At 64.7% G+C, this 20,560-nt stretch carries 14 protein-coding genes; 3 read left to right on the top strand and 11 right to left on the bottom strand.

Annotated features, from left to right (window positions below; genetic code table 11):
- Positions 1–263: 263 nt before the first annotated feature.
- The 11 genes from O7B34_RS28255 to O7B34_RS28205 form a co-directional block, all read right to left on the bottom strand.
- Entirely contained in the window at positions 264–1,178 is a 915-nt protein-coding gene (locus O7B34_RS28255) for a hypothetical protein (protein WP_337149107.1), read from the bottom strand.
- Between the two features lie 325 nt (positions 1,179–1,503).
- Positions 1,504–4,188: a nitrate reductase gene (locus O7B34_RS28250; RefSeq protein ID WP_337149106.1), complete on the bottom strand. Its 2,685-nt coding sequence runs from the start codon at positions 4,186–4,188 to the stop codon at positions 1,504–1,506.
- A gap of 3 nt (positions 4,189–4,191) precedes the next feature.
- A complete protein-coding gene (nirD, locus tag O7B34_RS28245) occupies positions 4,192–4,521 on the bottom strand; it encodes a nitrite reductase small subunit NirD (RefSeq protein ID WP_027144300.1) in 330 nt (109 codons plus the stop codon).
- 211 nt (positions 4,522–4,732) lie between these two features.
- On the bottom strand, positions 4,733–7,183 hold the full coding sequence (gene nirB / locus O7B34_RS28240) for a nitrite reductase large subunit NirB (protein ID WP_337149105.1): 2,451 nt from the start codon (positions 7,181–7,183) through the stop codon (positions 4,733–4,735).
- 20 nt (positions 7,184–7,203) lie between these two features.
- Positions 7,204–8,505, bottom strand: coding sequence for an MFS transporter (locus O7B34_RS28235; protein ID WP_337149104.1), 1,302 nt, complete (start codon positions 8,503–8,505; stop codon positions 7,204–7,206).
- 64 nt (positions 8,506–8,569) lie between these two features.
- Positions 8,570–8,896: a hypothetical protein gene (locus O7B34_RS28230; RefSeq protein WP_337149102.1), complete on the bottom strand. Its 327-nt coding sequence runs from the start codon at positions 8,894–8,896 to the stop codon at positions 8,570–8,572.
- A 210-nt stretch (positions 8,897–9,106) separates the two neighbouring features.
- Complete coding sequence (locus O7B34_RS28225) at positions 9,107–10,333, bottom strand: CmpA/NrtA family ABC transporter substrate-binding protein (protein ID WP_337149100.1); 1,227 nt, start codon at positions 10,331–10,333, stop codon at positions 9,107–9,109.
- Between the two features lie 2 nt (positions 10,334–10,335).
- The gene (locus O7B34_RS28220; protein ID WP_027144304.1) at positions 10,336–10,938 is read right to left on the bottom strand and encodes an ANTAR domain-containing response regulator; all 603 of its coding nucleotides are present in this window, start codon (positions 10,936–10,938) and stop codon (positions 10,336–10,338) included.
- 129 nt (positions 10,939–11,067) lie between these two features.
- Positions 11,068–11,388, bottom strand: coding sequence for a hypothetical protein (locus O7B34_RS28215; RefSeq protein ID WP_337149098.1), 321 nt, complete (start codon positions 11,386–11,388; stop codon positions 11,068–11,070).
- Positions 11,389–11,510: 122 nt separating this feature from the next.
- Positions 11,511–12,311, bottom strand: a complete 801-nt coding sequence (locus O7B34_RS28210) for an endonuclease/exonuclease/phosphatase family protein (RefSeq protein ID WP_140504068.1) — start codon at positions 12,309–12,311, stop codon at positions 11,511–11,513.
- A 142-nt stretch (positions 12,312–12,453) separates the two neighbouring features.
- The gene (locus O7B34_RS28205; protein ID WP_337149097.1) at positions 12,454–13,917 is read right to left on the bottom strand and encodes a phospholipase D-like domain-containing protein; all 1,464 of its coding nucleotides are present in this window, start codon (positions 13,915–13,917) and stop codon (positions 12,454–12,456) included.
- 322 nt (positions 13,918–14,239) lie between these two features.
- Here O7B34_RS28205 and O7B34_RS28200 point away from each other — a divergent pair, with 322 nt between their 5' ends.
- From O7B34_RS28200 to O7B34_RS28190, 3 genes are all read left to right on the top strand, one after another.
- Complete coding sequence (locus O7B34_RS28200; protein WP_337149096.1) at positions 14,240–14,428, top strand: hypothetical protein; 189 nt, start codon at positions 14,240–14,242, stop codon at positions 14,426–14,428.
- Between the two features lie 560 nt (positions 14,429–14,988).
- Positions 14,989–15,507 carry an AraC family transcriptional regulator gene (locus tag O7B34_RS28195; RefSeq protein WP_337149095.1) on the top strand — a complete coding sequence of 173 codons (519 nt, stop codon included), beginning with the start codon at positions 14,989–14,991 and terminating at the stop codon, positions 15,505–15,507.
- Positions 15,508–15,704: 197 nt separating this feature from the next.
- On the top strand, positions 15,705–20,489 hold the full coding sequence (locus tag O7B34_RS28190) for a YadA-like family protein (protein WP_337149094.1): 4,785 nt from the start codon (positions 15,705–15,707) through the stop codon (positions 20,487–20,489).
- The last annotated feature ends 71 nt before the right edge of the window (positions 20,490–20,560 follow it).

Below are 20,560 nucleotides of genomic sequence, written 5' to 3'. Positions count from 1 at the left end.
GCGGTCTTACTCTCAATCTTGGTCATGGTGGCGTTCCTTCGCGGGAATCAGGTGACGTTGAACATCACCAGCCTGCCATGACCGCCCTCTCTCAGCGAATTTGCAGAACTCTCAGCACACTACCGCCGAGCCAGCCGACGCTGAGGTCCTCGGCGTCGCCCAGCCACGCAAACGCGGAACCGGTCGGTCCACCTGTTCTGGCGCAATTCCGGACGGAAAACGCTTCACACTTTCCTGGAATGGGCTCTCGTGCGCGGCGCTGCTCAGCCGTCGCCCTGCGATGGTGGAAAACAGGCCTTGAAGGCGGTGTCGACGACGGCCAGCTTGGCGGCCTGGACGGTCATGTATTCCTCGTAGAATCCGTGCGACACCCACATCACCGAATGGCCGCGCTGACCAAGCCAGCCAATGCTGCCGAGTTCCTCCGCTGTGCGCAGTTTGCGGCCGAGATGGGTCCGCGACAGCTTGAGCCATTTGGCGAAGTCACCGATCGAAACCACGCCGGTCGGAATCCGCTCCAGGCCGGCGTGGGCGGGGTCGATGCCCGACATCAGCCAGTCCATGACGATGCCGCCATTGTTGAGCCAGATGAACAGGGAAAAGGTCTGGTTGGGTTCGCGCACCGGCTTGGACGCAAGCAGGCCGTCAGCCACCAGGGGCTGCAGCGTGGCAAGCATCTCGGGCCGCTCCAGGAATCTGGCCAGCCGGTCGCCGCCGTCGATGTGGTCGAGCGTGCGCAGATGGGCTGTTACCCAGCCGGTGAATCGCTCGATGGTGGCCGCTGTCGGCTGCAGGGGATGCGTGCGGCCGTCCCCGCCCGCCACATACTCGGCGATGTTGTAGTGCAGCATCTCCTTGATGAAGGCGTCCGCCGTGTTGCGGCTGGCCACCGCGTTCTTGTGCACGACCTCGATGAAACGCGATACGGTCAGCTCCTTGCGGCGGTCATTCGGGTCTCGCCTGAAGTGCATGGCAAGGCCAACATGACCCAAAAGCCAGCGCTGCTGTGTGGCAAAGATGGAAGCCAGGCGCGGGCTTTCCTCGTAAATGCGGATCAGGGACTGCGACTGTTCCTGAACGTAGCGGTGCAAGGCCGGATGGCCGGCTATGTCTTCCAGATTCAGCGCTGATCTCCCGATGCTTTGAATCAACTCGGATGGCGAGGTTGCGTTCCCCATTTTTCAGTCTTCAACACGCGTGTCCAGACGTACCAATTGCGGAGGACAGCGCTAGCCGAGCCACAGATCCACGGCGACGATTTCATGGCGCATTTCGCCAACTGCTTGCCATGGCTTGGAAAACACCTCCCAACAATGGTCAGCCGAACGGTGGGATCCAGGCAGGCGAGCGGCGTCACGCGACGATCGCCTGCAGGGGCATTTCCGGTTGCTGGTCCATGGCGGCGTCTTTCACCCCATCACCCGCGAAGTCGAATTACTGCTGGACAGGTCGATCCCACGTTCCGGCCGGAGTTCAGTCCGGCCTGGCGGGGTCATGTCGCCTTCATTCGGCGGCCTGAATCCGGTTGGCCGCGATGATCGCGCGGATCTCGGACCGGCAGGAGCCGCAATTGGTGCCTGCCTTCAGCGTGGCGCCGATGGCGTCCACGGTGGCGCAGCCAGCGGCCACGGCAGCCGTGATCTGGTTGACCCCGACGTTGAAACAGGAACAGACGGTCGCGCCGGCATCGGGCCGTCCGGCACCGGCGCGACCGGCAACGATCCTGAAGCGCTGACGCTGGCTGGCGTGGACCTCGCCGAGCTGCTCGGCCGCCCAGCCGCGCGACACCGCGACCGGACCGGGCGCGATAAACAAGGCACCCGTCAGATGCTCGCCATCGAAGGCGGCGATGCGGTGTTGGCCGGCCTCGCGGTCGTGATAGGCGAGAACTTCGGCATCCGCGGTATCGAAGAGCGAACCGGCGAAGGCCGTCCAGTCGACATCGTCATTGGCAAAGGCAAGCTCGACCCGCCAGCCGCCTCGGCATCTGGCTACCGCCCAGTAATCGGCGGCCATCGTCGCGGGTCTTTTGCGTGTCACGGCAAAGCCGAAGGTCCTGGCGGTGAATTTCTCGATGCTGGCCGCGACATGCTTCAACGCCGGCTGGCCTGACACCGGATCGGTAAGCGATGCGGTGAGCGTGTCGAGCCGGGCCCTGGCGGCGAATTGGTCCGTCCAGTGCATCGGCGCGAACAGGCTGCCCTGGCGCTGGCGCGTGGTCACAAGCGCGCGGACCAGCACCTCGCCGCGCGGAGTCGAGACGCGCGCGATGTCGGCATCGCCAATGCCGTGGCGTTGCGCGTCCACTGGGTGGATTTCGACAAAGGGCTCGGCGATGTGCTGGGACAGGCGCGGGCTTTTGCCCGTACGCGTCATGGTGTGCCAGTGGTCGCGGATGCGGCCGGTGTTGAGGATGAGCGGGAAGTCGGAGGTGATGCGGGTTTCGACGGTTGGGCGGATGGCGATGAAGCGTGCCTTGCGGTCGGGCGTGTAGAAGTTGCCGTTGGCGAAGAAGCGGGTGGATTGGTGCCCCGTAGGAGTGAGGGGGGTGCCTGGGCTCGGCGCTGGCCATTGGAAGGGCGCTAGCGCGTCGTAGTCTTCTCTATCGACACCAGCATAAGCGCCAATGTCGAAATCGCGCGCGCCGTCATTCTCGAACCCCGACAAGGCAGCGTGCTCGGCGAAGATCTCCGCCGGCGTCTCATGCGCAAATGCCTCGTCAAAGCCCATGCGCCGCGCCACCTCGGCAATGATCCACCAGTCGGGCCGCGCCTCGCCGGGGACCGGCAAGAACGCGCGCTGGCGCGAGATGCGGCGCTCGGAATTGGTGACGGTGCCGTCCTTCTCGCCCCAAGCCGTCGCCGGCAGCCGGACATGGGCATGGCGGACCGTGTCGGTCTCGGCCAGCACGTCCGACACCACGACGAAGGGGCAGGCCTTGATCGCCGCTTCGACGGCGGCTGCATCCGGCATCGAATCGACCGGGTTGGTGGCCATGATCCACAGTGCCTTGATGCGTCCGTCGGCAACCGCCTTGAACATATCGACCGCCTTGAGGCCAGGTTTCCCTGCAATCGCCGGCGCATTCCAGAAGCGCTGCACGCGTTCGCGATGCTCGGGGTTTTCGATCTCCATATGGGCGGCGAGCATGTTGGCCATGCCGCCGACCTCGCGGCCCCCCATGGCGTTGGGCTGGCCAGTGACAGAGAACGGCCCGGCGCCTGGTTTTCCGATACGGCCAGTGGCGAGATGGCAGTTGATGATCGCATTGACCTTGTCGGTGCCCTGGGACGACTGGTTGACGCCCTGGCTGTAGACGGTGACCGTCTTTTCCGTCCTGGCGAACAGGCTGTAGAAACGGCCGAGCTCGTCTTCGCTGAGCCCCGTGGCGGCAGCGACGCCGGCAAGGTTGAGCGCCGAGGCGGCGAACAGTGCTTGTCCAAAGCCGGACGTATGCGCCGTGATATAGGCACGATCGAGCGCATTGTGCTGGCCGAGCCAGGCGAGCAGGCCGGTGAACAGGGCGACGTCGCCATCCGGCGCGATCGCCAGATGGATGTCGGCGATGTCGGATGTCATGGTGCGGCGCGGGTCGACCAGCACCACCTTCATCTCGGGCCGTTTTTCGCGGGCGGCCGCGATGCGCTGATAAAGCACCGGATGGCACCAGGCGAGGTTGGAGCCGACCAGCACGATGAGATCGGAGAGTTCCAGATCCTCGTAGCTTCCCGGCACGGTGTCCGAACCAAACGCGCGGCGGTGGCCGGCGACGGAGGACGCCATGCAGAGACGCGAATTTGTGTCGATGTTGGCCGAGCCGACAAAACCCTTCATCAGCTTGTTGGCGACATAGTAATCCTCGGTCAGCAACTGGCCGGAGACGTAGAAGGCGACCGCGTCGGGACCATGTTCGGCAATGGTTTGGGAGAAGGTCGAAGCGACGAGGTCGAGCGCCTCGTCCCAAGAGGAGCCTCGGCCGTGGATTTGCGGATGGAGCAGCCGGCCGTCGAGGCCGATGGTCTCGGCGAGCGCGGAGCCCTTCGAGCAGAGCCGGCCGAAATTCGCCGGATGATCGGGGTCGCCACGGACGGACACCTGCCCGTCCGCGGCGACCTTTGCCAGCACGCCGCAGCCCACCCCGCAATAGGGGCAGGTGGTCCTCACCTCGCGTGCTTCGTCAATCTCCATGGTTCAGGCCGCGCGGCTGGCCAGCGCTTCCAGCGCGATGAACAGGCGCTCGCCTTCCCGCTTCACCGGGATAGTGCGCACGGCGCCCTCGTCGGCGCCAAGCGCCTTGCCCGTCTCCAGCGAGATCACCCAATTGTGCAGAGGACACGTCACGGCCGCGCCATGGACGATGCCCTGGCTCAGCGGTCCACCCTTGTGCGGGCAATGGTCCTCAATGGCGAAGACCTCATCGTCCGCCGTGCGAAAGACGGCGATCTTGCCTTGCGGCGTGGCGACACAGCGCGCGCCGCGCCGGGGAATATCGGAGATGGTGCCGATCGATATCCAGTTCATAGCATTGCCTTTGCTTGATAGGAACGCGCCCAGGCGCCCCCCTCTGTCCTGCCGGACATCTCCCCCTCAAGGGGGGAGATTGGCAGCTTCAGGCTCACCGCCCATTCTGCAACGTTGACAATTGGCGAAGACCGCGATGAGGATCGATCTCCCCCCTTGAGGGGGAGATGGCCGGCAGGCCAGAGGGGGGTGCCTCGCGCTGACATCTCCATCACTCCGCCGCCTGCGCAAACCCGACCGAGGCCATGGGCCGGAACTCGTGCTTGTCCTTGCCGGAGACGCGCTCGGACCACGGATCGACCTGGGCGAATTTCTGCGAAAAGACGAAGCGCTCGTAATAGGCCTGGCGCTTCTCGCCGTCGTCCATGATCTGGCGCTTGACCTCGGCTATGCCGATGCGCTTGGCCCATTTGTAGATGCGTTCGAGATAGCGCCCTTGCTCGCGATACATCTGCGTCAGCGCCACGATGTGCTGCAGCGCTTCGTCCTCGGTCCTGACCAGGCCGAGCACTTCCGTGCCCTTGATATCGAGACCGGCGGCACCGGCGAAGTGGATCTCGTAGCCACTGTCGACGCAGATCACGCCGACATCCTTGCAGGTCGCCTCGGCACAGTTGCGCGGACAACCCGACACCGCCATCTTGACCTTGGCCGGGGTCCACGAACCCCACATGAATTTCTCGATGCGGATGCCGAGCCCGGTCGAATCCTGCGTGCCGAAACGGCACCAGTCGGAGCCGACGCAGGTCTTCACCGTGCGCAGCCCTTTGGCATAGGCATGGCCCGAGACGAAGCCGGCCTGGCCGAGGTCCGCCCACACCGCCGGCAGGTCCTCCTTGCGGATGCCCAGCATGTCGATGCGCTGGCCGCCGGTGACCTTGACCATCGGGATCTCGAATTTGTCGACGACGTCGGCGATGGCGCGCAGTTCGGCCGCATTGGTCACGCCGCCCCACATGCGCGGCACCACCGAATAGGTGCCATCCTTCTGGATGTTGGCGTGGACGCGCTCGTTGATGAAGCGCGACTGGTAGTCGTCGGCATATTCGTCCGGCCAGTCGCAGACGAGATAGTAGTTGAGTGCCGGCCGGCATTTGGCGCAGCCGCAGGAGGTCTTCCACTCCAGCTCCTGCATGACGGCCGGAATGGTCTTCAGGTGCTTGGCCTTGATCAGCCGGCGTACTTCGTCATGGCCGAACGTGGTGCAGGAACACATAGGCTGCACCGCGGCCGGGTTGTAGGTGTCACCGAGGGTCAGCACCATCAGCTTTTCGACCAGCCCTGTGCAGGAGCCGCAGGAGGCCGACGCCTTGGTGTGGGCGCGCACGTCATCGAGCGAAGTCAGGCCCTTGCCCGTGATCGCGCCCGTGATCTTGCCCTTGCAGACGCCGTTGCAGCCGCAGATTTCCGCATCATCCGGCAAGGCTGCAACGGCCGCCATAGGGTCCAGCGGGGCACCCCCCTGGTAGGACTGGCCGAAGATCAAAGTATCGCGCATTTGCGATATGTCGGTCTGCTTCTTCTTCAGGTCGTTGAACCAGGCGCCGTCAGCCGTCTCGCCATAGAGCACGGTGCCGATGATGCGGTCATCCCTGAGCACCAGGCGTTTGTAGACGCCGGCGGAAGCGTCGCGCAGCACGATCTCCTGGCGGTCGTCGCCATCGGCGAAGTCGCCGAGCGAAAAGAGGTCGATGCCGGTGACCTTGAGCTTGGTCGGAGTGTCCATGTGGACGAAGGCGGCGGTCTCGTCGCCGGCAAGCTGATGAGCGGCAACACGCGCCATCTCGTAGAGCGGCGCCACCAGCCCGTAGACCGTGCCGCCCACCTCGGCGCACTCGCCGAGCGCGAAGATGTCGGGGTCGTTGCTGCGCATCCCGGCATCGACGACGATGCCGCGGTTGACGGCGATGCCTGCATCCTTGGCCAGCGCCGCATTCGGCCTGATGCCGACCGCCATCACCACCAGGGTCGCCTGGATGATTGTGCCGTCGGCGAGTTCCACCTGCTCGACCTTGCCATTTCCCGTGATCGCCTGGGTGTTGGCCTTGGTGATGACCTTGATGCCGCGTTGTTCGACGGCGCGCTGCAGGAGATAGCCGGCGGCCGGATCGAGCTGGCGCTCCATCAGCGTCGGCATCACATGCAGTACGGTGACATCCATGCCTTGCGAATTCAGCCCGGCCGCGGCCTCGAGCCCGAGCAGGCCGCCGCCGATGACGACGGCCTTGGCGCGCGACTGGGCGGCAAGCATCATCGCGCGGACGTCATCCAGATCGCGATAGGTCAGCACGCCCGGCAGGTTGTGGCCCGGCACCGGGATGATGAACGGCACAGAGCCGGTGGCGATGACGAGCTTGTCGTAGGGCTCGGTCACGCCGTGATCGGAGGTGACGGTCTTCGCTTGGCGGTCGATGGCTACGATCTTGTGGCCCTTGTAGAGGGTGATGCCGTGCTTGATGTACCAGCCGTCGCCATGGATGATGATTTCCTCATAGGCCTTTTCGCCTGACAGCACGGGCGACAGCATGATGCGGTCGTAATTCACGCGCGGCTCGGCGTTGAAGATGGTGACGGCGTAACGATCCGGCGCCTGTTCCAGCAGATGCTCCAGCATGCGCCCGGGGGCCATGCCGTTGCCGATGATGACGAGTTTTTCGGTCATGTGCTTACTCCGCTCCCGTGTCACTCTGCGGCGTAGGAAAGGTCTGGAGCTTCGGCGGCTGTCGCGCGCTCCATGCGCCGGATGGAAAAGTGCATCCAGGCAAAGCAGGTGACGACGATCAGGAAGAGCAGCATGAAGCAGCTCGACCAGACGCCGGTGAGGTCGTTGAGCGCGCCAAAGGCGATCGGCAGGATAAAGCCACCGAGACCGCCGATCATGCCCACCACGCCACCAACCGCGCCGACACTCTGTGGATAATAGGCGGGAATGTGTTTGTAGACGGCAGCCTTGCCAAGGCTCATGAAGAAGCCGAGCACGCAGGCAACGGCAATGAAGGCGAGCGGGCCGATCTCGAAATGGAAGGCGATCGGCCCGCTGATGCCGCGCACGACGTAGTCTGCCGAGGGGAGAGACAGAATGAAGGTCGCGACGGCACTGACCGCGAAAGTCCAATAGAGCACGGTGCGGGCGCCGATCCGGTCGGAGAGCACGCCGCCATAAGCGCGGAAGACACTTGCGGGAATTGAATAGGCCGCGCCGATCATGCCGGCGGTCGCGAGACCGAAGCCGTAGACGCCGATCAGATAGCGCGGCAGCCACAGCGACAACGCCACGAACGCACCGAAGGCGAAGAAATAGTAGAAGGCGAAGCGCCAGACCTGCAGGTTCTTGAGCGGCGCGAATTCCTGCCAGAAGCTCCTCACGGCTGTCGCCTTGCCGGCACGGCGCCCGCGAATGACCGGGTCATCGCCGGTGGTGAACCAGAAGACGACAGCCATGACGACGAGTGCCGCCGCCCAGATCAGCGCAACCGACTGCCACCCCCAGGAAAGAAGCACGAAAGGCGCCAGGAACTTGGTGACCGCGGCCCCGACATTGCCGGCACCGAAGATGCCGAGGGCCGTACCCTGCTTGTCGGCGGGGAAGAAGCGCGAGACGTAAGACACGCCGACGGCGAAGGAGCCGCCGGCTAGCCCGACGCCGAGTGCGGCGACCAGCATCTGCGCGTAGGTGTGCGCAAAAGCCAGCAGGAAGGTCGCGATTGCCGCCGCAAGCATGGTCGCGGTGTAGACCAGCCGACCGCCAAAGCGGTCGGTCCAGACGCCGAGCACCATGCGCACGAGGGAGCCGGTGAGGATCGGCGTGCCGACGAGCAGGCCGAATTCCGTCTCGTTCAGCCCAAGATCCTGCTTAATGCGCACGCCGATGATCGAAAAGATCGTCCACACCGCGAAGCAGACGGTGAAGGCGATGGTGGACATTACGAGCGCCTGCCGGGGAGCAGTGTCCTGGCTGGGCGCGGCTGGGAGATTTGCGGTCATGTCAGGCTCCGGTTTGCGGCATCGCCGCGCTCGTTCTTGGGTGTTGAATGCGGTGCGGCATAGGTCAGCGCGAAGAGGCCGCGCCTTGCGCGATCATTTGCGGAGCCTTGCCCTCTGGTTTGGTGCCGGTGGGAAACAGCAGGAGCGCCACGGTGAACAGCACCGCGGTCATCGCGCTGCTCACCAGAAAATCGCGGCGGGTGAAATCCTTGAGGGATGTTGTTCCGATCCGTTTCGTCATCGTCGTCTCCGGTTGGGCGCCTTGGGAACGGCGCTCCGTTGATTGCGTGTTCGGGTCCAAAACAAAAAAGCCGCCGACCAGGCCCTCGCGTCCGTACATCCGGGATCGCGTGTAGACCTGAGCGGCAGCTTTGCCTGTGGCGCCCGCCATTGGACGCCTGTTCGATTGCCCGAGAAGGGCTCGTTTATTTCAATGCAGGAACCGTGCCAGTTTCTGTACGGGCCGGAATGTCTAACGAAATCAGTTGGATCGCCGACTCATGGTTCGGTCGCGCCAGCAACGGACAAGGTCAAACATTGACCAATCCGGTCGATGGATCGCATAAATTTTGTGCAATGCACAAGAATGGCGCGCGAATGATCAGCGGCGCGACTGGCCCGCAATATAGGCGTCGATCTCGTCGGGATCGAAGATCTGGCCGTCGAAGAAGCCGTCCGGGCCGAGCGCCAGGCTTGCGCCGGCCGAGCCCACCGGGGTCGCCACCTTCAGCGCGCCCTCGACCTTGGCATTGGCGCCGGGCAGCGCGACGCCGAGCGGCTTCAGCGCCGAGCGGTAGAGGTCGGGCCGGTAGCAATCGCGGGCGATGGCAAGGTTTTCCGGCGTGTGCGCGACATGCCCCCAGCGGACCATCTGCGTGTAGAACCACAGTGCATGGCTTTTCCAGGGGAAGTTGGCGGCCTTGTCGAACGGCACGAAGAAGTCGTCGATGTCCAGCTCCGCCCCGCCGCCCAGCCGGAGACGGCCAGTCAGGATCGGCATCTGGACGGCCGGCGGCAGGCCAAGGAAGCCACGTTGCGCCATCACCGCGGCCAATTCGTCGCGGTTCGCGGGATCCTGGCACCAGCGCGCCGAGTGATGCAGTGCGCGCAAGAGCGCCGCCAGCGCCTCGGGGCTCTGTTCGGCCCAGGCCTTGCGCACGCCAATCACCTTCTCGGGGCTGTTGCGCCAGAGCAGCGCCTTGACGGTGACGATATGGCCGGTGCCGGCCGCCACGGCGGCGCTGTTCCAGGGTTCGCCGACGCAATAGCCGTCGATCCGGCCGGCTGCCAGCGCGTCGGCCATGAAGGGGGGCGGCACGATGACGATCTCGATCTCGCGCGAGGGATCGATGCCGCAGGCGGCCAGCCAGTAGCGCAGTTCGTAATTGTGCCCGGAATGCGGATGTACCACGGCAAAGCGCAGTGGGTCGCGGCCGGCGGCCGCCCGCTCGCGGATGAACGCGCGAAGGGCCGCGCCGGCGCGAGCCGGATCGAGATCGGGTACGGCGCCGTGCGCGGCCATGCCGGCCCAGACGGCGTTGGAGATGGTGACGCAGTTGCCGCCGAGCCCCAGCGAAAAGGGCACGATGGTCTCGGAGGCGAGGGGGGTGAGGCCAAGATTGCAGGCGAGCGGCATCGGCCCGAGCATGTGCGCGAGGTCGAAATGGCCGATGGCGATGCGGTCGCGGATGTTGGCCCAGGAGGTCTCGCGGTGAAGGGTGAGATCGATGCCTTCGCGCGCGGCAAAGCCCAGTTCGCCGGCCGCGACCAGGACGGCGCTATCGAAAAGCGGCATGAAGCCGGCGGTGATCTGGTGCTCGGCGCCCATGTCTATTCGTCCTCCGCCGGTCCGAGAAGCCCGGCGGCAGTCACCAGGCTCTGGGCGATATCGCTGATCTTGCGGTTCTGGTTCATCGCCGTCTTGCGCAGCAGCGTGTAGGCGGCCTCTTCGGTCAGGCCGCGCGACTTCATCAGTATGCCTTTGGCGCGGTCGATCACCTTGCGGCTCTCGAGCTCGCTGCGCGCCTCTTCCAGTTCGCGCGCCATGCGCGAGAAAGCGTTGAAGCGGCTCACCGCCATGTCGAGGATCGGCTTGACGCGCTCCTGCCTCAACCCGTCGACGACATAGGCCGAAACGCCGGCATCGACCGCCGCCTCGATCGAGGCCTGGTCGGAACGGTCGACGAACATGGCGATCGGCCGCTTCACCGCACGCGACAGCTGGAACATGTTTTCCAGCATGTCGCGGTTGGGGTTTTCCAGGTCGATGACGATGACGTCGGGCTCGATCTCGGCGATGCGGCGCGCAATGCCGCTGACGTCATGGATGACGGTGACCCGCTCATGGCCCGCCTCGCGCAAGCCGGCCTCGATTATCGAAGCGCGGATGCGGTTTTCGTCGATCACCAGGACGGCGAGTGAAGTTCGGATCATGCTCGCATTGTGGGCATGCTCGGGAATTTGTGCAATGCGGCAATAGCCGCGTCCGTGGAAAGGCGACTGACGTCAACGGCTATCCTTGGCGGCAACCCGCCAAGGATTGGATCAGAAGACGGAGCGGGCTCAGCCGCAGACGCGAACGTCCTCGAACACCCTGTGATGATGGCGCCAATGCACGATCGTTTCCGTGTGACAACGGTGGTGCCGGCGGTGCCAGCGGTAGCCGCCATTGTCGGAGTCATCATACTGAGCGTTCTGGTCGCCATCATATTCGTTGTCATAACGGCGCACATGATGACGGCGAACGACAATTCCGGAATCGTCATCCGAGGAATATTGATTGCCGTCGTCGGATTGGATCGTCAAACTTGCGGCTTGCGTTGGCGCAATGACTGAAGCCGTCGCGGCAAACGCCAATAGGGTAGCCAAAATCACCTTCTTCACGTTTCGTCCTCCTGCGGGTTGACTGGCATCAACTCGCAACAGGACGGGCTTGTTCCAGCTACATACCACACGCTTTCCAACGCGGTGGACATCAAGACGTGACCGAAGCGCGGCAAAAATCACTACAAGTGGACGAAGGCGGTCAGCGGCAGATGGTCGGAGGCCACGCGCGACAGCGGCGTGTCATGCGCTTCGACGGCCGCGATGATGCCGTGCCGGTTGGCCATGATCCTATCGAGCGCCAGCAGCGGCAGGTTGGACGGGAAGGTGGGGACTGCCGGTGGCTGCGGGCCGAAGGTCGCGTGCAGCGTGTTCAGCGCGGAGCGGTTTCCGAGCCGCCATTCGTTCAGATCGCCGAGCAGGAGCGTCGGCTTCTCATCGGGACTGTTCATGAGATCGAGCACGACCTGGGCCTGCTGCGAGCGGGAGCGGCGCAGCAATCCGAGATGGGCCGCGATGATGCGCAATGACTGATTTCCGTCGAAATCGATCTCCGCCACCACGGCGCCGCGCGGTTCGAGACCCGGAAGCCTGATCTGATGCACGTCGCGAACGACGCCCCTTTTGAACAGCAGGACATTGCCGTGCCAGCCATGGCCTTTGCCCGTTGCGGAAATGGGCACCGGCACGAGCCCGGTTTCCAGTTCGAGGCGGTGCAGGTCGAGAAGCCCGACACGGTCGCCGAAACGATTGTCGGCCTCCTGCAGGGCGATGACGTCGGGGGCGATCTCGCGGATGACGCGGCTGGTGCGGTCGGGATCGAACTTGCGGTCGACGCCTATGCATTTGTGGACGTTGTAGGAGGCAACCAGCGTCCCGGTGACGCCGTCCTTCTTCGGCGACAAGGCGTTGGCCTTGCGCATCCGCCTGTCGCGAATGGACAGGAGCATGCTGGCCGGCAGGCTGCGCCCGCTCATTCGCATAACCCGCCCATCATCCCTACGGTTCTCACCATGCACCTAGAAATAGAGTCTTTCGGCCGATGTTCCATCGTTGGCGGCATGCTACCGGGCAAACACGTCGTTTTGTTAAAGATAGGATTTTTCTCGGAGATAATGGTTTTTTCTAGAGATAGGGCGAACCCAGCCAGAGGATGCGGTCGAACAGGCGGATGATGAAGGGACGCGCCCGCAAGGAGGCCAGCGTGACTGGAACAGCCGTTTCGATCGCCGTTTCGATCCGGCTCTCGATTTCGGTGGCGAAGCCTGCGTCGAGGACCTCCAGGTCGATCTCGAAGTTGAGCCGCAGCGAGCGGGCGTCGAGGTTGGAGGACCCGACATAGGCCCACACGCCATCGATCGAAAGCAGCTTGGAATGGTCGAAGGGGCCATCCGTGCGCCATATGCGGCAATAATTCTTCAGGATCTGGTCGAATTGCGCGGTCATGGCGCGGTCGACAAGGAAAAGGTTGTTCACCGCCGGCACCACGACATCGATCTCGACGCCGCGCCTGGCCGCGGTGACCAGGGCACTGATCAGTTCCCGGTCCGGCAGGAAATAGGGCGACATCAGGCGTATCGACTTGCGCGCGACCGAGAAGGCGCCGATCAGCAGTTTGTGGTTGGTTTCGTTGCTGGCATCCGGCCCGGATGCGACCGCACGCACCAGCATCGGCTGGCCGGCGGGCGGTGAAACCGGCACGATCCGCCAGGCATCGCCCTTCAGCGCCTCCTTGGTGGCGAAGCGCCAGTCTTCCGCGGCGACCGAGAAGAGATCGGCGACAACGGGTCCGGTGACCTGGAAATGCGTGTCCCTGGCGCTGTTCGACCCGGCGAACTCCGACGAAAAGCCCTTGCGGATGTTCATGCCGCCGGTAAAGGCAACCGTGCCGTCGATCACCAGGATCTTGCGGTGGGTCCGCAGGTTGGCATAGGGCAGGCGCAGGCCCATGACGATGTTGCCGTTGAAGACATCCGCGGTGATGTTGGCGCGGCGCAGATGCCCCAGGATGCTGGGGACGGAGTAGCGGGCGCCGACGGCATCGATCAGCACACGCACGGTGACGCCGCGCCGGACAGCGCCGGCCAGCGCCTTGACGAAAAGCAGGCCGACGCCGTCATTGTCGAAAATATAGGTTTCGAGCAGGACGCTGCGCTCGGCCCCGTCGATCGCCGCGCACATTGCGGGGTAGGCCTCGTCGCCGCTCTCCAGCACGTCGATTGCATTTCCCGGGTTGAGCGCACGCCGCGCCACCCTGTCGCCCAGCGTCCTGAGGCCGGTGAACCGCTGTCCATAGCGCTCGACGATCAGCGCCTCTTCGGCGGCGACGTCGCGCTCGTGCTTGGCCGACACCAGGCCTTCCGCAAGCGGGCGCTGCGCGCTGATCGTGGCGCGGCGGATGCGATTGATGCCGGCCACGGCATAGATCAGCACGCCGAGGATCGGCGACAGCACCATGACGCCGACCCAGCCGGTGGCGGCGCGGACGTCCTCCTTGGTCATGACGGCATGGGCAATGCCGACGGTCGCCATCACCACCGAGATGATCGCCAGTATTTGGGTCCAGTGAATCAGCAGCGTCTCGAACATTGCCGGGACTATCCAGCGAGCGCCCGCGGAAGGCAATGCAGCCGGCGATGTCCACATCCGCCCATTGGCCGCGCGGCGCTGCCGGGTTGTGTCTACGGATGCAAGAACGGCTGGCGCACGGTTATTTGAACAAGCAAACCAGGACGCTGAAAGCAGCGCCCACCCCTGACCTCAGGGAAGCATAGGGCCGTTGTGATCCGGCGCCCTCCCGTGCTGCTTTGGTCTTCCAGGGCTTCCTGTACTTTGGTGCCGCATCCATTGTATATCAGAGGGAACGAAATTGCCGATGTAACACTTCGGTTGAAGGCGAGGGGGGCGCCGGATGATGATTTTCAACTTCGAAGGGCCGGGCGACGGCGATATGTCGGCCGACTGCCAGGATCAGTTGCTGCCTCTCATCAACGGGATCGTCCAGGCGGCGGTGGCTGCCGGCTGGAACCGGGACGACGTTCTTCTGGCTATCGTGGAACTCGCCTGGGATCTGTACGAGAAACCGCTCGGTGATCTGTAGCAGCGGACTGCCAATCACCGGCCCCTCACGGAGGCTTTCGACCTCCATCAGTGGTTGACGAGAATACAGAATCGCGTGACCGGTCGTGTCATGACCGATCGGCGAAACTCTGGGATGGCGAAGACCTCGCGCCGAGCGACAATGAAACGCTGGTCAACGCCGTTCATTTTTCTACCTTTTCCCGAATAAAGATTTTTCTTTGCGCGTGGGAGTTCTTCCCAATCCAAAGTGCGTGCGTTACGCTGTCTTCGGGGCGGGAAAGGGGATTTGAGGCGGCGTCGAGACGGCTGAGGCAGCGTGAATGAAAAGTGCGGACGAGGCTCGGGAAAGCGGCGTTTCCCGGGGCATCGATCGGAAGCCGACAACTCGATTGGACAACATTCCTGAAAGTGCCGGCCCGCCAAGGGTCACCGCACAACGATGCGTGCTCCATTCGGTCCGCAGGCCCGGCTCGCGGACATTCCTGGCCAGGGAATACCTCGTAGCGATCGTGCTTGCGCCCATGCGGCCCGCGCATCGTTCGTCGTCGGGACGGATCGACCCCATGAACGGGCCTGGCGATGCGGGCCCGCTGCCATCAATCACGAATTATTTTCCGGGGGAACGAGGAAGGAGTCCTCGGGTTGAACTCCATCCGGGACCTGTCAGGAGGCCGAAGAATGCCGGGCGATGATGATTTCCCCGGGTCGGTTTCCCGAATCAATTCGGCCCGGCAGCCGGAGTTCAACGCCAAAGGCGGGCTTTCTCCCCGCGGCGCACGCAAGGTGCAGGACTTCCTGCGCGAGAACTTCACGCGCAAGCTGGCGCTTGCCGAGATGGCAGCGGTGTGCGGGCTTTCGCCCTCTCACTTCGTGCGGGCGTTTGCCAGGACGTTCGGGGTGCCGCCGCACCAATATGTTCTCGACCTGCGGCTGGACCTTGCCGAAAGGCTGCTTGCCGACAACCGCATGACGATCGCCGACATCGCTCATTCCTGCGGATTTTCAAGCCAGAGCCATTTCACCACCATGATGAAGAAATACCGGCAGGTGACGCCCTTGCAGGCGCGGATGCGCAAGCTTAGCGCCAAGATTAGATGAGGCGCCGCTCGCGACATTGTTTGATTACTTGGTTCTAAAGCATCGGCTAAGGTAACGAGCCGTTAACCTCCGCCGGGTTGCTCGGATCTTTTCTCACAAGACAGCAATATCGTGAAATACCGCAGGCAGGAATCATGTCTTCCTGTCGTGGATTGGAATTGTCAGACGATTCCATGCCGGCCAGCGGAGAGGGCACCATGACCGACACCAAGATTTCGAGCGGCTCGCTTGTTGTGCAGCGTCGCGCGGCGCATTTCGCCGGGCACTGGATCGCGGGGGCCGATCTGGGCTCCCGCTCGGTTCGCCGTCGCCTGATGGCGGTATTGCGCATGGCGTCTCGCGTTCTTGGCATGCGCCGCAAAGATCTGGGGGTTGGCGCACTCGGGGCGGGTAATGTCTCCTGTATCGAAAGCTTTTCGAGCGCTTTCGCCGGGCAGGGCAAGCGAGCCCTCTTGGCTGGTGTTGCGGTGCTGGCGCTGTCAGCTCTTCACGCTGCTCCGGCGCAGGCACAATTTGTCGGCGGCGGCGGCACGGCGTCGGGCACCCGAGCCATTTCGATTGGCACCAGCTCTGTCGCATCCGGATCGGATACCATTGCACAAGGCACGAACACCAACGCGGGCGGCCAGAACGCCGTCGCTATCGGCTTTCAGGCGCTCGCAACACAGATAAACAGCATGTATCTTGGTTCGCGCACCGTTGCGGGAACGGGCGCGCTCTCACCGGGCGCGATCGCGATCGGCACGGATGTTACCGCGTCCCTGAACGACGCCATCGCGATGGGACGTACGTCCGTCGCATCGGCGCAATATTCGGTGGCTCTCGGCCTCAATGCGAAGGCCACGGGCGCTGGCGGCGCGATGGCGCTGGGCCAGGGTACGGTCTCAAGCAACGTCAATACGGTCGCGCTCGGCGTCCAAGCCCAGGCCACCGCGGCCGGCTCCAGCGCGCTGGGCACCTTCGCCGTTGCTTCGGGAGGCAATTCCACGGCGCTCGGCGTCAGCTCCTTGGCGAGCGGCAACGTTGCGTTGGCCGGAGGCTGGTCCTCCGTCGCCAGCGGCACCAATTCCATGGCCTTAGGACGCGAGGCCACTGCATCGGCCCTCAACGCAACGGCGATGGGATACATAGCCAATGCCTCGGGCCAATACAGCACCGCCGTCGGACCTAATGCCAACGCTACAGCCACGTCCAGCACCGCGATCGGCCAGAACGCGTTTGCAACCGACGTTCAAGCGACCGCTCTCGGCGTAGGAGCGGCTGCCGGCGCTGCCAATTCCACTGCCGTAGGTGTCCTGTCCAAAACAACGGGAACCGGCGCCACGGCGATGGGCAACACAGCCAGTGCCTGGGGCAACCAGTCCATCGCATTCGGCGTCGGCGCGCAGGCAGGCGTTCAGGCCAACACGGCCTTGCCCAACAGCATCGCGATCGGCACCAATTCGCTGTCCTCCGGCGCTTTTGCCGTCGCGATGGGCACTACCTCGGTTGCGAGTGGCTCCGCCAGCACGGCAATCGGCAACACGGCCGTCGCAAGCGGCGCGAACGCCTCCTCATTCGGGTCTGGCGCGAGTGCGGCAGGAGACAATTCTCTCGCCGCCGGCGTCAGCGCCAACGCCAGCGCCATCCGGTCGACGGCTTTGGGCATAGGCGCCCAGGCCACCGGTGCCGACAATACCGCGCTTGGTTCAGGTGCACAGGCAACCGGCACGAGCGGCGCCACCTCAATCGGCCGCATCAGCACTGCAACGGCCCAGAATTCCACCGCTATCGGTTTCGGCGCAAATGCAACCGCCAATAACGCGACGGCGATGGGTGCTGGCGCAAACGCCTCCGATCTTCGGGCCGTGGCGGTGGGCTTCCAGGCCAATGCGTCGGCCGTGAGTACGATAGCGATGGGCACCAATGCTGTTGCCAATTCCGCCGAGGCCGTGGCTATCGGCAACACCGCCACCGCCACCGGCGGCAAGGCCGTCTCCATCGGTTCCGGCAACACCGCTTACGGCGACGGCGCGGTCTCGATCGGCGATCCGAGCTTCGCCAGCGGCACCGGCGCCGTCACCAGCGGCGCGAACAACATCGCCAACAGCGACGGCACGGCAACCGCCACCGCCGCCAACCAGGCGGCGGGCGCCGTCGCCATCGGCAACAACAACAAGGCCATCGGACAAGGCTCCGTGGCACTCGGCAACGGCTCCACGGCGGGTGCCGCCGGTCTTGCGGGCAATGTCGCGCTCGGCGACGGCGCGACGGCGGCGGCGAGCTCCGGCGACGTGGCGCTCGGCTCCGGTTCGACGACCGTCGCGGCGGTCGCTACGCCCAGTGCTGTGATCAACGGCACCACCTATGCCTTCCAGGGCACCGCGCCGACCTCGACGGTCAGCATCGGCGCGCCCGGCGCGGAACGCACGCTCACCAATCTGGCGGCGGGGCGGATCACCGCGCTCTCGACCGATGCGATCAACGGCTCGCAGCTCTTCGCCACCAACCAGGCGGTCGATGCCATCGGCGCCGCCATTACCAACATCAATGTCGGCGGCGGCATCAAGTATTTCCACGCCAACTCGACGCTGGCGGATTCCCAGGCGCTTGGAACGGATTCCGTCGCGGTCGGCCCGAATGCCGTGGCCAACAATGCCGGCGACGTCGCGATCGGCCTCAATTCGGCGTCGGGCCCCACCACGGCTGTCGGCGGCACGACGATCGGCGGCGTCAACTACGCCTTCGCCGGCGGCACGCCGGCCGGCGCCTTCTCCGTCGGCTCGGCCGGCGCCGAGCGCCAGATCCAGAATGTCGCGGCCGGGCAGTTGAACGGCGGTTCCACCGACGCCGTCAATGGCTCGCAGCTCTTCGCCACCAACCAGCAGGTGACGCAGAACACCACCGACATCGCCGCCATCGGCGGCAACATCTCCAATCTCGGCAACACGATCAACAACATCGCCGGCGACACCTCGGCAATCTATACCACCACCAATGGCGAGGGCATTCGCTACGCCCGCACCAACGAGACTGGCCTGGCGCAGACCGATTCCTTCGCCCAGGGCGTCGGCTCGACGGCCGTCGGCTACCAGGCGACCGCGACCGGCGTCAGCGCGCTGGCGCTCGGCCGCGACAGCGCGGCCAGCATCGACGGCAGCGTGGCGCTCGGCTCCGGTTCGGTCTCCGATCGCGCGATCGCTCCCGCTTCCGGGCAGATCGCCGCCGGTCCGTCGAACTTCATCCAGTACAACACCACCGACAAGACGCTGCTCGGCGCCGTGTCGGTCGGCACCGCCACCGCCTACCGGCAGATCACCAACGTCGCCGACGGCACGCAGGACCAGGACGCCGTGACGGTGCGCCAGCTGGCGGGGGCGATCGCGGCGGTCTCCGCCACCTCGACGAAATACTTCCATGCCAATTCGACAGCTGGCGACTCGCTGGCGGTCGGAGCGGAATCGGTCGCGGTCGGCCCGACCACGGTCGTCAACGGCGACAATGGCGTCGGCATCGGCAATGGCGCCGTCGTCGACCAGACGGCCCCCGGCGGCACCGCCATCGGCCAGAATGCCCATGTGATGCTGGCCGACGGCATCGCGCTCGGCACCGACTCGACCGCTTCCGGCGTCCAGTCGGTGGCGCTCGGCGCCGGCGCCCAAAGCACCTTCGCCAACAGCGTCGCACTGGGTGCCTCGTCGATCACCTCGGTTGGCGCGCAGGCCGGCTACACCGCCTTTGGCCTGACCGCCGCGCAGACTTCCGCCGGCGAAGTGTCGTTCGGCGCCGCGGGTGCCGAACGCAAGCTCACCAACGTCGCGGCGGGCTCGGCCGACACCGACGGCGTCAACGTCTCGCAGCTGCGCGGCGTCTCGCAAAACGTGTCCAACCTGTTCGGCGGTGGCACCACGGTCAATCCCGACGGTTCGATCACCGGTCCGACCTACAACATCCAGGGCAACAACTATTCGACCGTCTATGATGGCTTCACCGCTGTCGACAATGCGCTGACCAACATCAACAATGGCGGCGGCATCAAGTATTTCCACGCCAATTCGGGACTGGCAGACTCGATCGCCGGCGGCACCGACGCCGTGGCGATCGGGCCGGAGAGCGTGGCGAGCGGCACGGACAGCCTGGCCGCGGGCCATGGCTCGACAGCCGCCGGGCAAGGCGCTGTCGCGCTTGGCCAGGGCGCCAAGGCCAACAACGCCAGCGATGTGGCGCTCGGTTCGGGTTCGGTGTCGCAGACCGCCGTCGGCACGCCCAACACGGTCATCAACGGCAAGACCTACGCCTTTGCCGGGACGACCCCGACCGGAACCGTCAGCGTCGGCGACGCCGGCTCCGAGCGGACGATCACCAATGTCGCCGCCGGACGCGTTTCTTCCGGCAGCACCGATGCGATCAACGGGTCGCAGCTCTACGCCACCAACACGGCGATCGAGGACCTGACCAAGACGATCGGCGGCATCGGCGGCACCGTCCAGAACACCGTGCAATACGACACCGTCACCAATCCGGACGGATCGACGACCAAGACCAACAAGATAACGCTGCAGGGCGGCGACCCGAATGCGCCTGTCGTCATCTCCAATGTCGGCCCCGGCGTTGCCAGCACCGACGCGGTCAACGTCAACCAGCTGAACCTGAACCTGGCCCAGAGCAAGACCTATACCGACCAGGTGGCGGTCACGACGCTGCAGCAGGCCAACAACTATACCGACCAGAAACTGGGCCAGCTCAATTCCGACATCAGCGGCATCAGGGACGAGGCACGGCAGGCGGCGGCAATCGGACTGGCGGCGGCCTCGCTGCGCTATGACGACCGTCCCGGCAAGCTGAGCGTGGCGGCCGGCGGCGGCTTCTGGCGGGATTCGAGCGCCTTTGCCTTCGGCGCGGGCTACACCAGCGAGGACGGCCGCATCCGTGGCAATGTGGCCGGCACGGCGGCGGGTGGAAATGTCGGTGTCGGCGCCGGCCTGAGCTTCACCTTGAACTGAGGTGGGCAGCAGGGCGGCAATGAACAGGCGAACCGGCCATGACAGGCTAGACGCGAATCCGGGAAAACCGT

It is taken from the genome of Mesorhizobium sp. Cs1299R1N3 (assembly GCF_037179625.1).
GTDB lineage: Bacteria > Pseudomonadota > Alphaproteobacteria > Rhizobiales > Rhizobiaceae > Mesorhizobium > Mesorhizobium salmacidum.
The sequence above is the reverse complement of the archived record's forward strand: the minus strand, read 5'-3'. Positions and strand labels throughout refer to the sequence as shown.